We start from the raw sequence: 14,332 nt of genomic DNA on the forward strand, positions 1-14,332 counted from the left end.
CACTCACCCCGAATTATCCGGCGTTGGCCTGAATGATCTCGTCTATCAGCTTATTGACCGGATCGAGAGCGATTTCGCGGGCGTTGCTCTCGTAGACCGGGGAGCTCCGCACCTGGCTTGCCAGCATTTCGCCATCGCGATCGGTGGTGTTAACTTCTACCAACGTCGAGAGGCCGATGCGCAGCGGGTGTTCCGCCAGCTGTTTTTCATCCAGTTCGATGCGGACCGGCAGACGCTGTACCACTTTGATCCAGTTACCGGTGGCGTTCTGCGCCGGCAGCAGGGAGAAGGCGCTCCCGGTCCCCATATCCAGACCAACCACCTTGCCGGTGTATTTCACGTCATCGCCATAGATGTCGCTGATCACCGTGGCCGGCTGGCCAATGCGCATATGCGCCAGCTGGGTCTCTTTAAAGTTAGCGTCGATCCACAGGTTAGTTGCCGGAACCACCGCCATCAGCGGCGTGGTGGTGCCGATCTGCGCGCCAGGCTGTACCGAGCGACGGGAAACGTAGCCGCTAATCGGGCTGACGATCTGCGTACGCTGCAGGGCCAGCCAGGCGTTACGCACTTCGGTCGCCGCCTGCAGCACCGCCGGCTGCTGTTCGAGTTTGGTACCCAGCACGATCGCCTGGTTGGCGTTGTACTGCTGGATGGCCACGTCAAGCTCGGCCTGCGCGCTGGCGACGGTGTCGCGGGCGTGCTGCAGCTCTTCGCGGCCGATGAGGTTCGCCGCGCCCAGCGGGATGCGGCGGTTCAGGTCAGCCTGCGCCTGGGCGAGGGCGGTCTTTTTGACGTCAATATTCGCCTGCAGCTGCTTGCTGTTGATCATCTGCTGACGGGTTTGACGCACGCTGGCGGCCAGCTGCGTCTTGGCTTTCTCAAACGCCTGTTGGGCATCGGTCTGATCGAGGGTGACCAGCGGATCGCCTTTCTGCACGTAGTCCGTGTTGTCAGCCCAGACTTTGGTCACGCTGCCCGAGACCTGGGCCATAATTTGTACCTGGTTCCCTGCCACGTAGGCATCGTCGGTCTCTTCGTAGTGACGCAGTACCAGAAACCAGTAAATCCCATATGCCACGGCAATAATAATGAAGAGCAATGTCAGCAACAGAAGGGCGCCTTTACGCTTCCCTTTTTTGCTGCCTGGTTGCTGCGGGGTTTGGCTCTCCGCATTTGCGCTCATGTTATTCTCCACGATCTTATTATTTCACATCGGCTGAGCCGACCTGTTTATCAGAAAGGCCAGCAGAGATCTGCTGGCCTGGCTGTTTTCCTTGCAACGTAAAAATGGGCTGAGCGACGCCGCCCTTAGCGTAGAGAGTCCGCCAGCACGCCTTCTTCTTCCATCTGGTCAAGGCGGCTCAGGAGTTTGCGGGTAATATGTTCGAGCTGATCTTTTTCGCTGGTGCTGAGTGAAGACCACAGCTGATGCAGGCAGTTATGCTGCGGCGGCAGGACTTCACGCAGAAACTGATGGCCCTTTTCGGTCAGCTGCAGATGCAGACAGCGACGATCGTTATCGCTCTCGCGGCGTTCAATCCAGCCGCGTTTTTCCAGTTCATCAGCGATACGGGTGGCGTTGGTACGCGACGAGCCCAGCGCACAGCTCAGCTCGGACGGCTGAATGCTGTGGTTTTCCTGCGACTCCAGCGTAATCAGCGCCATAAATAATGTCTCGTTAATTCCCTGCGCTTTGAGCATTTTATTGCGATTTTCCAGCAGCTTACCTTGCATATGCATGCAAAGACGAGTTAACAGAATCTCCTGGAACGGGAAATCTTCATGGCGGCTGGCGCGGAACTTGAGCATTTGCTCAATGGGAGTAAACGAACTATCCATTTGGGTATGACCTCATTAATTACAGCCGATATAATAACTATTGTGACAAATAAATCAAATGAATTATTGACCAAAATTGATACGTAAAGCTTAGAGCCCGCTGGCGATTTTCCAGGCCAGACCGTAGGCCAACGCCGACAGGAGGGTCGGGATAATAATGCTGCGGGTTTTCCAGAAGGCGCCCCCCAGCACCAGGAAGCCGATCAGCGTCGGCGCCAGACGATGGGCATCGGCGAGGATCTCCGGCACGCTGGAGACCACCAGCAGCGCGCAAATCGAGGCGATGCCGATGGTATCCAGCAGCACGCTGACCGGGCCACGGCGGGCAGGCCGGGCATGGCCCGCGCGCAGACGCAGGGGAAGATAGCGAAACAGATAGTTCACGCCGCCGACAATCACCCCGAGCAGAAGGACCTCACTGTTCATCCGGCATCCCCTTCAGCATGGCCTGGACCAGCGCCGTCAGACACCCGCAAACAATCCCGGCAAGGATCGCCGCCGGAATGGAAAATAACAGAATGCCACCCAGGGCGCCCGCCAGCGCCGCGGTGACGCACAGGGATTGCTGGCGCTGGAAAGAGGCCAGCAGGAAGCTCATAAACAGCGCCGGCAGCATAAAGCCGAGCGCGGCTTCCACCGCCGGATAATCCACCAGCAGGCCGTTGCCGGACCAGGCGCCGGCCAGCGTGCCGCACACCCACGATGCCCACGAGGTGAACGCGAGACCGAGCATCCAGTTTTCGCTCCAGCGGCGGTTGTCGCGAACCAGCCTGGCGGTGGCGGCGGCGAAAACCTCATCGGTCAGGCCGAAGGCCCAGAGGGCGGTTTTCTTTTTGTTCAGCGCGGTATGAATGCGGCTGCGCAGCGAGGGTCCATACAGCACGTGGCGTACGTCCATCGCCATCACCGTCAGGGCGGCGACCCACAGCGAACTGCCGGCGGCCAGCATGGCGGTGATCACAAACTGGCTGGCGCCGGCGTAAATGATGCAGGAGAAAAACAGGCTTTCCAGCGGGGTGAAACCCAGCCGGGTGGCATTGAGTCCGAAGGCGAATGCCACCGGAAGGTAGCTGATGACGATGGGGAGACTGTCTTTAATGCCTTCGCCGACGGTGGCGACACGTTCAGATAAGGCACAGGTTAAGGGCGCGGGGTTTTCCATATGAATAACTTATCGCTGGATCCATGTGAAGGTGGCAAATTGACCGATGTCCCCACCTTAACAGAGCGCGACGCGCCTTAACACTATGAAAATGCCCGCAATCCGCTTTTCCCTGACCCAGACGGGATGAAAGGCGGGGAAGGGGGCCCGGATAAGGCGTCGGGCCTTATCCGGGAGCGGGTTACTGCTGCGCGGCGAGGGCGGCTTTCACCCAGCTGTCGAACAGCGGCTGGTGGGCCTTGATCCAGCCATCAACATGACCGTTAATGTCGGCTTCAGAAGCATGGCCGTCGTGCATCATCGCATTCTCGGCATTGATGTCGGCGATCGGCAGCTTCATGACGCTAAACAGAGTGGCGGCGGCCGGGTTTTTCTCCGCCCAGGCTTTGTTGGCGACAATGTGCATGGTGTTGACCGGGAATCCATAGTTGGCGCCATTGGCTAGTTTGGTATCGATGTTTTTCTGCTCGCCCGGCAGGGAGGAGAACGGCACCTGCAGCCAGACGACATCTTTGCCAGGCTTCAGCACGTCGCTAACCCAGTACGGCGTCCAGGTGTAGTAGAGCACCGGTTTACCCTCTTTATAACGGGCGATGGTGTCGGCCATCATCGCCGCGTAGTTGCCCTGGTTATGGGTGACGGTTTTGCTCAGGCCATAGGCGTCAATCTGGTGGTTAATCACCGCTTCGCAGCCCCAGCCAGGGGTGCAGCCGGTGAGGTCCGCTTTGCCGTCGTTGTTGGTATCAAACAGTTTGGCGATCTGCGGATCTTTGAGCTGATCGATGGAGGTGATGTGGTACTGCTCGGCGGTTTTTTTGTCGATCAGATAGCCCTGGGCGGCGCCTGAGACGTATACCCCCTTGCGGTAAAATTTGTTATCACCGCCCGCCGCGGCGTACATGTCATCGTGCAGCGGCTGCCAGTTGGTGGCGATGAAGGTGGTATCCCCAGCGGCAATCGAGGTATAGGCAACGTTATAGTCCACTTCGCTCGGTTTCTCGACGGTGTAGCCAAGCTTCTCCAGCGCGCGGCTGACCAGCAGGGTCTGGAAGCTCTCTTCGGAGATGGTGCTCTGGGCCGGCTTGACGGTAATGCCTTTGCCCGGCAGGTCGGCGGCGAAGGCGCTAGTGGCGATCAGGGTGGCAAAGGCGGCGGTGGCCATCATCGTGCTATGTCGCATGGTGGTTCCTCTTATTGTTTAACGGGAAGGGCGGCCCCCCGGCATCGGCTGGTGCCGGGGAGCGGCGCTGTTATCGACTTATCGACAGAAAGGGCGAGTGAGAAGCCCCAGCGGGCCGGTGGTGTACCAGCGGCGGTTGCCGCGACTGCGGGCGTCGCGGCCGACGGCCTGGGTAAGGCGGTCAAGAATAATCGCCAGGATCACGATCCCCACGCCGCCGACGGTGGCCAGGCCCATATCCAGGCGACCAATGCCGCGCAGCACCATCTGGCCAAGACCGCCGACGGCGATCATCGAGGCGATCACCACCATCGACAGGGCCAGCATCAGCGTCTGGTTAACCCCGGCCATAATGGTGGGCATCGCCAGCGGCAGCTGAACTTTAAACAGCAGCTGGCGCGGGCTGGCGCCAAATGAGCGCGACGCTTCGATCAGATCCGCAGGCACCTGGTTTATCCCGAGGATGGTCAGACGGACGATGGGCGGCAGGGCGAAGATAATCGTCACCACCACGCCGGGCACGTTGCCGATGCCGAACAGCATTACGATCGGCACCAGGTAGACGAAGGCCGGCGTGGTCTGCATGGCATCCAGCAGTGGGCGGATAATTTTCGCCGCCCGCGGACTGCGCGCCAGCCAGATCCCCAGCGGCAGGCCGATGATCATGCAGAACAGCAGGGCGGTGAGGACCAGCGCCAGGGTGACCATCGCCTGCGACCACGCGCCGATGGCGCCAATGGCAATCAGCGATACCAGGGTGGCGACCCCCATGCCGAGGCTGGAGATCTGCCAGGCGATCAGCGCGAAGACGATAATCGCCACTGGCGCCGGCATTCCCAACAGCAGCTGCTGAAAGGCGCTGAGAATGTAGTCGATCGGCACGCGGATCCCCTGGAACAGCGGGCGGAAGTGCAGCACGATCCAGTCGATGGCGTGGGTCACCCAGCTGTCGAGCGGGATCAGGGTCTTATGGAACGGATCCATGATATTGAACTGTTCCGGCTGCGGCGCCGGGGCGCTGTGCAGCCAGTCGGCGCCGCCGCCATTGGTCGGCGCGGCAGTAGAAGCGCCACCCCAGGCGTCTGCAGCCTGGGCGGCGCTGTCGGTTGTCGGGGCGCTGTCCCACGGATTGGTTTGATCAGCCATGATTCACCCCCTCGCGATCTAAAGCCTGGAGCAACATTCGTTTGGAAATGATGCCAATATATTGTTGTTCTTCATCCACCACCGGGACGGCGCACGGGGCGTGGCCGACGTGGGAGAGCAGATCGCTGAGCGGCGTTTGCGCCTCCACCGCCAGCGGGGCGTCAATCAGCGCCGCCTCGATCCCCTGGCCGGCGCTGAGCGCGGTTTTCAGAGAATCGATCGACACAATCCCGACAAAGCGATTACCACGCTCGATGACATAGCCATATTCCCGGTCTTCATCCTGTAATAATTTCAGCGCTGAGCGGGGGCCAAAACCTGGCGTTTTACGAATCAGGCCGACCGGACTACGACGGGCAATATCTTTGGCGCTGAAGACCTGGCTAATATCGACGCCGCGGAAGAAGGTGCGGACATAATCATTGGCCGGATTATTCAATATTTCATCCGGAGTGCCGACCTGAACCACTTCGCCATTTTGCATAATGGCGATACGATCGCCAATTCGCATGGCTTCATCAAGGTCATGGGAAATAAAGACAATGGTACGCTGATGCTTAGCCTGTAATTTGATCAGCTCATCCTGCATTTCGGTGCGAATGAGCGGATCGAGCGCGGAGAAGGCTTCATCCATTAACAGAATATCGGGATTAATCGCCAGGGCGCGGGCTAAACCGACGCGCTGACGCATCCCGCCAGAGAGTTCATCCGGCCAGGCGTGGGCATAATTCTCCAGCCCCACCTGCCGCAGCGCTTCCCGCGCTTTTTGCTCTCGCTCAGCGGCCGGGACGCCGGCAAGCGCCATGCCAAACGCCGTGTTGTCGAGCACGCTCATGTGCGGCATCAGTGCAAAGGATTGAAAAACCATCGCAATTTTTTTACGACGCACCTCGCGCAGCTCGGCGTCCGACATTTTCGCGATATCGACCCCGTCAATCAGCACCTGGCCGCGGGTGGGTTCAATCAGGCGATTGAGAAGGCGAACCATGGTGGATTTCCCCGAACCGGAGAGCCCCATGATGACGAATATCTCGCCTTCTTCAATGGCCAGACTGGCGTCTTTGACGCCAAGCGACAGTCCCGTTTTTTCCAGTATTTGCGCTTTGTTGAGTCCTTTCTCAATATATTTGAAAGCACGGTGAGGGTGCTCGCCAAATATCTTATAAAGATTTTTAATTTCTAATTTAATTGCCATGCAATAGAGAAGTTCCTGTTATTTGTTTATTGCGATACGGTACCCAATGGTGATTATGATCTTTTTACACCCTAACATACTCAGATTCTGTGACAACCCTTAATGACAAACTCTCGGCAAAATGGAGTGAGGGACATGGCGGCGCAGCCCCCGTGATATAAGGGCTGAGCGGTAATTTGTTGTGGGTAATATTTTTTGATTATCTCTGGATAATTCGACTGAAATAGACCAGTTTTCTGCTAAATATGACGGGATGATGACGGTTAGGCCATGGAGAGAATATTTGACAGATGAACCCACTTTTCTGCGAAATAGATCACCAGGAATTCGGTCGCGATATTCCTGGTGAAAGTACGGTTAAAAGTCCCAGTCGTCGTCGGCGGTCTCTTCCATTTTTCCTATCACGTAGGAGGAGCCAGAACCGGAGAAAAAGTCGTGGTTTTCATCGGCGTTGGGCGACAGCGCCGCGAGGATCGCTGGATTAACCGCCGCCATCTCCGCCGGGAACAGCGCCTCGTAGCCGAGGTTCATCAGCGCTTTGTTGGCGTTGTAGCACAGGAAAGCGCTAACGTCGTCGAACCAGCCGCTCTCGCCGTACAGTTCCCGGCTGTAGGCCAGCTCGTTGTCGTAAAGATCCATCAGCAGATCGAGGGCGAAATTTTTCAGTTCTTCGCGCTTGCCGGGGCTGACGATCTCCAGTCCTTTCTGATATTTGTAGCCGATGTAATAGCCATGCACCGCTTCATCGCGAATGATCAGGCGGATCAGATCCGCGGTGTTGGTCAGTTTTCCCCGGCTGGAGAAGTACATCGGCAGCCAGAAGCCGGAGTAGAAGAGAAAGGATTCGAGGAACACGCTGGCGATTTTTTTCTTCAGCGGCTCGTCGGCCTGATAGTAGCCCAGCATCAGCTGCGCCTTGCGCTGCAGGGGCTCACAGCTTTCGCTCCAGGCGAAGGCGGCATCCACCTCCTTGCTGTGGCACAGCGTGGAAAAGATGGAGCTGTAAGAGCGAGCATGAACCGCTTCCATAAAGCTGATGTTCGACAGCACCGCCTCCTCATGCGGGGTCAGGGCGTCCGCCATCAGCGCCGGCGCGCCGATGGTGTTCTGAATGGTGTCGAGCAGGGTCAGCCCGGTAAAAACGCGAATGGTCAACTGCTGCTCCGCCGCGCTGAGGGTTTGCCAGGCGGGAATGTCGTTCGACAGCGGCACTTTCTCCGGCAGCCAGAAGTTGCTGGTGAGACGGTTCCACACCTCCAGATCTTTATCGTCATCGATGCGGTTCCAGTTGATCGCGCTGACGCGCGTTAAATGGGTCATCCTGATCTCCTTACAGCGCGCAGGACACGCAGCCTTCAATTTCAGTGCCTTCCAGCGCCAGCTGGCGCAGTCGGATGTAGTAGAGCGTCTTAATGCCTTTCTTCCAGGCGTAGATCTGCGCCTTGTTGATATCGCGGGTGGTGGCGGTATCGGGGAAGAACAGGGTCAGCGACAGCCCCTGATCGACGTGGCGCGTCGCCTCGGCGTAGGTGTCGATGATTTTCTGGGGCCCTATCTCGTAGGCATCCTGATAGAGGGCCAGATTGTCGTTATTCATAAACGGCGCGGGGTAGTACACCCGTCCGGTTTTCCCCTCTTTGCGGATCTCAATCTTCGAGACGATCGGGTGAATGCTGGAGGTGGCATGGTTGATGTACGAGATCGAGCCGGTGGGCGGCACCGCCTGCAGATAGCGGTTGTAAATGCCATAGCGCATGACGTCGTCGCGCAGCTGGCGCCAGCTTTCCCGGTCGGGCAGGGAGATGCCGGCGCGGGCGAACAGCGCGCGGACCCGTGCGGTTTTCGGCTGCCACTCCTCATGCAGATATTTGTCGAAGTACTCCCCGCTGGCGTAGCGCGACTGCTCGAAGCCGGCGAAGCGCTGACCGCGCTCGCGAGCCAACAGCATCGAGGTGTGCAGCGCGTGCCAGGTCACGGTGTAAAAGTAGATATTGGTGAAGTCCAGCCCCTCCGGGCTGCCGTAGGCAATGCCTTCCCGCGCCAGGTAACCGTGCAGATTCATCTGCCCCAGGCCGATGGCGTGGGAGGCCGCGTTGCCGGCCGCCACAGAAGGGACCGACTGAATGTGGCTCATGTCGGACACGGCGGTCAGGGCGCGCACCGCGGTGGCGATTGTGCGGCCGAAATCCGGCGAGTCCATGGTATGGGCGATGTTCAGCGAGCCGAGGTTGCAGGAGATATCTTCCCCGATATGGGCATAGCTGAGGTCTTCATTATAGGCGGACGGCGTACTGACCTGCAGGATCTCGGAACACAGATTGCTCATGGTGACCCGCCCGGCCACTGGACTGGCGCGGTTCACGGTGTCTTCAAACATGATGTACGGGTAGCCGGATTCAAACTGGATCTCCGCCAGGCGCTGGAACAGGTCGCGGGCGCGGATCCAGCGTTTGCCCACCCGCTCGTCGGCCACCAGCTGCGGATAGAGGTCGCCGATGGCGCAGTCGGCGAAGGGTTTGCCGTACAGCCGTTCGACATCATACGGCGAGAACAGCGCCATCTGCGCGTCTTCTTTCGCCAGCTGGAAAGTGATATCAGGGATCACCACCCCCAGCGACAAGGTTTTGATGCGGATTTTCTCATCGGCATTTTCACGCCGGGTATCAAGGAAGCGCAAAATATCCGGATGGTGCGCGTGCAGCCAGACCGCCCCCGCCCCCTGGCGGGCACCGAGCTGGTTGGCATAGGAGAAGGCATCCTCCAGCATCTTCATCACCGGCACCACGCCGGAGGACTGGTTTTCGATGCGCTTGATCGGCGCCCCGGCCTCGCGCAGGTTAGAGAGTAAAAAGGCCACGCCGCCGCCGCGCTTCGACAGCTGCAGCGCCGAGTTCACCGCCCGGCCGATGGACTCCATATTATCCTCAATGCGCAGCAGGAAGCAGGAGATCAGCTCTCCGCGCTGCTGTTTGCCGGCGTTGAGGAAGGTGGGGGTAGCCGGCTGGAAGCGGCCGCTGAGTATCTCCTCCGTCAGCTGCCGCGCCTGCTGTTCATCGCCCCGGGCCAGCGTCAGGGCCACCATTACGCTGCGTTCGGCGAAATCCTCGAGGTAATGTTTGCCATCAAAGCTCTTCAGCGCGTAGCTGGTGTAGAACTTCCAGGCCCCGAGGAAGGTCTGGAAACGAAACGCGGCGCGCCGGGCATGGTCGAACAACGCCAACACAAACCCGCGGTCATAGCCGGCCAGCACCTGCGGATCGTAATAGCCCTCGCGGACGAGCCAGCTGAGTTTATCCTCCTGGCTGGCAAAGGCGAGGGTGTTGGGCTGAACCTGGGTCGCCATAAAGGCCTCAACCGCCTGGCGATCTTTCTCAAACGGGATGCGGCCCTCGCTGTCGTATAAGTTCAGCATCGCATTGAGGGCGTGAAAATCCACGGCGGCGGTTATACGTTCTGAGGTTGTCGTTGCCAAAATTCGCTGACTCCTTTGCGTACGTTATCGATATCGTCGGGGGTTCCCATCAGCTCGAAGCGGTAGAGATAGGGCACGGCGCACTTCTGCGCGATGACATCCCCGGCGCGCCCCCAGGCGTCGCCAAAGTTGCGATTGCCGGCGGCAATCACCCCGCGGATCAGTCGACGGTTATGTACGTCGTTTAAAAAGCGGATCGCCTGACGCGGCACGGCGCCGGCGGTGCCGCCGCCGCCATAGCTGGGAACGATGAGAATGTAGGGCTCGTCTACCTGCAGATGTTCACGCTCGTTCAGCGGGATGCGCACCGCCGGCAGCCCCAGGCGCTGCACAAAGCGATGGGTGTTCTCCGAACGGCTGGAGAAGTAGACGATGAGGCTCATGCGCTGGCCGCCGCGACGGAGGGACGCAGGCGATTGATCATATCCGGGCGGAAGCCGCTCCAGCGCAGGTCGCCGGCGATCACCACCGGCAGCTGGCGAAATCCCTGCTCGCGCAGGATGTCGGCGGCATCCGGCTGTTGGTCGACGTTGACCATTTCAAAGGCCAGTCCCCGGCTCTCCATGGCTCGCCGGGTGGCATGGCACTGCACGCAGTCATTTCGAGTGTAAATAATAATGCGCATGATTCGTATTTCCATTTAAGATAACAGCACGGCGCTAAACGTAGCGTCGAACGTTGTGGGCCATTCAATAAGGAAATACTAGATGTAGTTATTTAAAACTTCAACCACTCAATATATAGCGTTTTTAGCAAAGGATTCCCCCTCCGGGATGGCCAGGCGGAGGAGGGGGAAGGTTGCGCGAAACTACAGACGCATGGCGACGGCGAGGCGGTTAAAGGCGTTCATCAGGCTGATAGCGAAGGTGAGATCGCTTATCTGACGCGGGGTAAAATGTTCGCGCAGCGGCAGGTAAACCTCATCTTCCGCATGGCTGGCGGCGATGTCGGTGACCGACTCGGCCCACGCCAGTGCCGCGCGTTCGGCAGGGGTAAAATGGTCGCTCACCCGCCAGCCGGCCAGGGCATCCAGTTTGCTCTGCGCCATGCCGCCCTTGCGCAGCGCCTGGCTGTGCTTCTCAAGGCAGAAGGCGCAGCCGTTGATCTGCGACACGCGTAAATAGACCAGCTCCACCAGGGCGCTGCCCAGTTCGCTTTTCTCCAGCGCGAGGCTGGCCTGCACCAGCCCTTTATAGACTTCCGGGCTTAGTTCACTGAATGGCTGACGTAATTGGCTCATGGTGTTCTCCTCTCTAAGACGGCAGCCAAAATAGCACTATAATGGACTGCAAAAGATAGCCATATTGTGATGAAAAAAGCAGACCATAATGGAAGCCAGCCACCTCCCTCTCTATCAGCGTATTGCCCGCCAGCTGAAATCCGCCATTGAACGGGGCGAACTGGCTCCTGGCAGCCGTCTGCCCGCCAGCCGGGTGTTTGCCCAGGAGCAGGGCGTCTCCCGGGCAACCATCGAAAACGCCTGGGGCGAACTGGTCGCTCAGGGCTGGCTCGAGCGACGTGGGCAGGCGGGAACCTTTGTCAGCGAACGGCTCAGTCCGCGCCAGCTGGCGCCGGTAATGCCAGCGCAACCTGCTGCGCCGGCGGAGCCGTTGCCGTTTCAGATGGGGCTCCCGGCGCTGGATCTCTTTCCACGCGGGCTTTGGGCGCGGGTGATGGGGCGCCGGCTGCGCACGCAGTCGCGGTTCGATCTGGCGCCCGGCGATCCCGGCGGCGACCCGCTTCTGCGTCAGGCGATCGTCGACTATCTGCGCCTGTCGCGCAGTATCGACTGTCAGCCGGAGCAGGTGCTGATCGCCGGCAACTATGCCACCGCTATGAACCTGATCCTGCGTACTCTGGCACAGCCGGGGCAGCATATGTGGATGGAAGATCCGGGATATCCCTTTATCCGCCCGGTGGTCGAGGCCGGGCAACTGGTGGTGGATGCGATCCCGGTGGACGACGAGGGGATGGATATCGCCTGGGGCCAGCGCCATCATCCGCAGGCGCGGTTTGCCCTGCTCACCCCGGCGCATCAGAGTCCGCTGGGCGTGGCGCTGTCGCTGCCCCGGCGTCGCCAGCTGTTGGCATGGGCCGCGGAGCGTGACGTATGGATCATTGAGGACGATTACGATAGCGAGTTTCGCTATCGCGGCAAACCGCTGCCGCCGCTGAAAAGCCTTGATGCGCCCCAGCGGGTCATCTACGCGGGCACCTTCAGCAAGTCGATGTTTCCGGCGCTGCGCACCGCCTGGCTGGTGGTGCCGAGCGCGCTGGCGGCGCGCTTTCAGCAGACCGTGGAGCGCCAGCCCTGTACGGTTCCCACCCTGTGGCAGCAGACGCTGGCGGATTTTATCCAGCAGGGCCATTTCTGGCGTCATCTGAAAAAAATGCGCGCCAGCTACAGCCAGCGCAGGCAGTGGCTGGAGTCTGCTCTGCAGGCGCAGGGCTTTCAGGTTACGCCGCAGCAAGGGGGGATTCAGCTGGTCATGCCGGTTAGCGGCGACGATCGCCTGTTGGCCCAACGGGCGGTGGCGGCCGGGCTGGCGGTACAGGCGTTGAGCGACTGGCGGATGCGCCATACCGGCGAGGGGGGATTACTGATGAGTTTTACCAATATTCGCTCGCCGGCAATGGCTGGCGCGCTGGCCCGGCGGCTGGGGGAGGCGATCGGCGTCGGCGGCGTCCCCCCCGATGGTGCGTAAAAAACCCCTGCGGCCAGAGGCGCGCAGGGGCTGACGCGTATTTGTTATCTTCATTGCTTTCCGTGAAGCAGGCGGGCTTCCGCACGCTTATCGCGCGGCGGCAGCAAACGCTATAGCTATTATCGACGTAAATTGAGCAATACGCCAATAAATACCCCGACGGCGGCGGCGGCGCCCACGCTGTGCCACGGTTTATTGCGCACGTAGGTATCGGCGCAGCCCAGCGCATCACATGCTGCCTGGCGCGCATCCAGCGCCGCCTGCTGCACCCGGTTGTGACCATTAATGCGAGCGCGGGTCTCTTTTAACAGCGATTGCGCTTTGGCACGCGCCGCTTCCGCTTCCTCTTTCGCGTCACTGCCCCACGATTTCAGCACCTCTTCCAGCGTGTCCGCTAATTGGCTGACATCGTTATGAATATCTTCGGCGTTATCGTCAAAATTGTTGCGGTTCACATGGTTAGCCATCGTTATCTCCCTTAATTCCATCGAGTGAGTAAGTGTAGGACAAGATTTTGAATTATGCTTACTGCTGTGGTTTCTGGAATATTCCGAAAGCACTGCCCTTAATGAATAAGGTAAGGTCAATGTGCGGTAAAAGATAACGAGGAATCAGTATGTATTTAAGACCCGATGAGGTGGCGCGTGTTCTTGAAAAAGCCGGCTTCACCATGGATGTTGTGACGCAAAAAGCGTACGGCTATCGCCGCGGCGATAATTATGTTTATGTGAACCGCGAAGCGCGCATGGGGCGAACAGCGTTAGTTATTCATCCGGCGTTAAAAGAGCGCAGCAATATGCTGGCTGAACCGGCTTCAGATATCAAAACCTGCGACCATTATGAACAGTTTCCGCTGTATTTAGCCGGGGATGCGCAGCAGCATTATGGAATTCCGCACGGATTTAGCTCACGCATGGCGCTTGAGCGTTTTCTGAATGGGCTATTTGGCGAAGCTAAGCCGGCCATGTCGACGAATTAATTCGCTGGATAAAGGCCCGGGCGAAGTCGGCTGGCGGGAGGAAGCGACTGGCAGAGCCAGTCGCTGTTAACGGGTCGGTCAGGCTTTTGCCTGCTGGTAGGGAGCCACGCGGAACAGGCGGCGGCAATAGTCGAGGAAGTAGCCGTAAGCGGCGCCCATCATCATCGATACCGCCAGGTTCGAGCTCACCGCAGCGACAATCTGGTGCCAGTCCGCACCCACGCTCCACAGAATGGCGACATATACCGGCGACTGAAAGGTCACGTAGGCCAGCACGTCGGCCATATTTTTCATCCAGCCGGCCGGAGTGATGCGCCGGGCCTGACGCATGGCGAAATCGCGATAAATCCCGTAAGGAACAGCAATAATAATGTTGACCGGGATCGCCACCAGGCGCGACGATAACGACTGCTCAAACGTCATACCAGAGAGAAAAATTTCGATCATCATGTTGACGACGGTGCAGTAAACCACCATCGCAAAGGTGTCTGCAACCGCATGCCGCAAGCGGGAGTGCGCAGAGAACATCGGAGTGCTCCTCGAAAATGAAGTCAAAAACGCCGAAAAATGCGCGTTAGTATAGCGTTTTTGGGCTGCCTGTTTTGATGTGCGTAGAGTATATCTCTGCATTAAAAGTGGCAACTAGCTATA

The 14,332-nt window shown here is 58.9% G+C and carries 16 protein-coding genes; 2 read left to right on the forward strand and 14 right to left on the reverse strand.

Going from position 1 to position 14,332, the window contains the following annotated elements:
• Positions 1 to 13 precede the first annotated feature (13 nt).
• The 12 genes from emrA to ACLEXF_RS17870 form a co-directional block, all read right to left on the reverse strand.
• Positions 14 to 1,186 (reverse strand): multidrug efflux MFS transporter periplasmic adaptor subunit EmrA, encoded by a 1,173-nt coding sequence (gene emrA, locus ACLEXF_RS17815; RefSeq protein ID WP_004205697.1) that lies wholly within the window; start codon positions 1,184 to 1,186, stop codon positions 14 to 16.
• Positions 1,187 to 1,311: 125 nt separating this feature from the next.
• Positions 1,312 to 1,842, reverse strand: a complete 531-nt coding sequence (mprA, locus tag ACLEXF_RS17820) for a transcriptional repressor MprA (protein ID WP_002914337.1) — start codon at positions 1,840 to 1,842, stop codon at positions 1,312 to 1,314.
• A gap of 90 nt (positions 1,843 to 1,932) precedes the next feature.
• The gene (gene ygaH / locus ACLEXF_RS17825; RefSeq protein WP_004205699.1) at positions 1,933 to 2,268 is read right to left on the reverse strand and encodes an L-valine transporter subunit YgaH; all 336 of its coding nucleotides are present in this window, start codon (positions 2,266 to 2,268) and stop codon (positions 1,933 to 1,935) included.
• Positions 2,258 to 3,004 (reverse strand): AzlC family ABC transporter permease, encoded by a 747-nt coding sequence (locus tag ACLEXF_RS17830; RefSeq protein WP_004205700.1) that lies wholly within the window; start codon positions 3,002 to 3,004, stop codon positions 2,258 to 2,260. Before ACLEXF_RS17830 ends, ygaH begins: the two co-directional genes overlap by 11 nt.
• A 181-nt stretch (positions 3,005 to 3,185) precedes the next feature.
• On the reverse strand, positions 3,186 to 4,184 hold the full coding sequence (gene proX / locus ACLEXF_RS17835; RefSeq protein ID WP_017900617.1) for a glycine betaine/L-proline ABC transporter substrate-binding protein ProX: 999 nt from the start codon (positions 4,182 to 4,184) through the stop codon (positions 3,186 to 3,188).
• Positions 4,185 to 4,262: 78 nt separating this feature from the next.
• Positions 4,263 to 5,330 (reverse strand): glycine betaine/L-proline ABC transporter permease ProW, encoded by a 1,068-nt coding sequence (proW, locus tag ACLEXF_RS17840; protein WP_048295423.1) that lies wholly within the window; start codon positions 5,328 to 5,330, stop codon positions 4,263 to 4,265.
• Positions 5,323 to 6,525 carry a glycine betaine/L-proline ABC transporter ATP-binding protein ProV gene (gene proV, locus ACLEXF_RS17845; RefSeq protein ID WP_002914328.1) on the reverse strand — a complete coding sequence of 401 codons (1,203 nt, stop codon included), beginning with the start codon at positions 6,523 to 6,525 and terminating at the stop codon, positions 5,323 to 5,325. Before proV ends, proW begins: the two co-directional genes overlap by 8 nt.
• 357 nt (positions 6,526 to 6,882) lie before the next feature.
• The gene (gene nrdF / locus ACLEXF_RS17850; RefSeq protein WP_004205704.1) at positions 6,883 to 7,845 is read right to left on the reverse strand and encodes a class 1b ribonucleoside-diphosphate reductase subunit beta; all 963 of its coding nucleotides are present in this window, start codon (positions 7,843 to 7,845) and stop codon (positions 6,883 to 6,885) included.
• 10 nt (positions 7,846 to 7,855) lie between these two features.
• A complete protein-coding gene (gene nrdE / locus ACLEXF_RS17855; protein ID WP_048295421.1) occupies positions 7,856 to 9,997 on the reverse strand; it encodes a class 1b ribonucleoside-diphosphate reductase subunit alpha in 2,142 nt (713 codons plus the stop codon).
• The gene (gene nrdI / locus ACLEXF_RS17860; RefSeq protein WP_004205706.1) at positions 9,970 to 10,380 is read right to left on the reverse strand and encodes a class Ib ribonucleoside-diphosphate reductase assembly flavoprotein NrdI; all 411 of its coding nucleotides are present in this window, start codon (positions 10,378 to 10,380) and stop codon (positions 9,970 to 9,972) included. The genes nrdE and nrdI overlap by 28 nt, the downstream gene beginning before the upstream one ends.
• Positions 10,377 to 10,622 (reverse strand): glutaredoxin-like protein NrdH, encoded by a 246-nt coding sequence (gene nrdH / locus ACLEXF_RS17865; protein ID WP_004205709.1) that lies wholly within the window; start codon positions 10,620 to 10,622, stop codon positions 10,377 to 10,379. The genes nrdI and nrdH overlap by 4 nt, the downstream gene beginning before the upstream one ends.
• 183 nt (positions 10,623 to 10,805) lie before the next feature.
• Positions 10,806 to 11,237, reverse strand: a complete 432-nt coding sequence (locus ACLEXF_RS17870) for a carboxymuconolactone decarboxylase family protein (RefSeq protein WP_004205714.1) — start codon at positions 11,235 to 11,237, stop codon at positions 10,806 to 10,808.
• A gap of 88 nt (positions 11,238 to 11,325) precedes the next feature.
• Between ACLEXF_RS17870 and ACLEXF_RS17875 the strand changes: the two genes are divergently transcribed.
• Positions 11,326 to 12,702 (forward strand): PLP-dependent aminotransferase family protein, encoded by a 1,377-nt coding sequence (locus ACLEXF_RS17875; protein ID WP_407259616.1) that lies wholly within the window; start codon positions 11,326 to 11,328, stop codon positions 12,700 to 12,702.
• Between the two features lie 119 nt (positions 12,703 to 12,821).
• Here ACLEXF_RS17875 and ACLEXF_RS17880 read toward each other — a convergent pair whose 3' ends face one another.
• Positions 12,822 to 13,169 (reverse strand): DUF883 family protein, encoded by a 348-nt coding sequence (locus ACLEXF_RS17880; protein WP_004205716.1) that lies wholly within the window; start codon positions 13,167 to 13,169, stop codon positions 12,822 to 12,824.
• Positions 13,170 to 13,318: 149 nt separating this feature from the next.
• Here ACLEXF_RS17880 and ACLEXF_RS17885 point away from each other — a divergent pair, with 149 nt between their 5' ends.
• Positions 13,319 to 13,681, forward strand: a complete 363-nt coding sequence (locus ACLEXF_RS17885) for a DUF2002 family protein (protein WP_004205718.1) — start codon at positions 13,319 to 13,321, stop codon at positions 13,679 to 13,681.
• A gap of 78 nt (positions 13,682 to 13,759) precedes the next feature.
• Here the strand turns inward: ACLEXF_RS17885 and alaE are convergent, their stop codons facing one another.
• Complete coding sequence (gene alaE / locus ACLEXF_RS17890) at positions 13,760 to 14,209, reverse strand: L-alanine exporter AlaE (protein ID WP_004205719.1); 450 nt, start codon at positions 14,207 to 14,209, stop codon at positions 13,760 to 13,762.
• Positions 14,210 to 14,332: the final 123 nt, after the last annotated feature.

This window comes from Klebsiella pneumoniae complex sp. WS1778, from assembly GCF_049472055.1.
GTDB classification, from domain to species: domain Bacteria; phylum Pseudomonadota; class Gammaproteobacteria; order Enterobacterales; family Enterobacteriaceae; genus Klebsiella; species Klebsiella quasipneumoniae.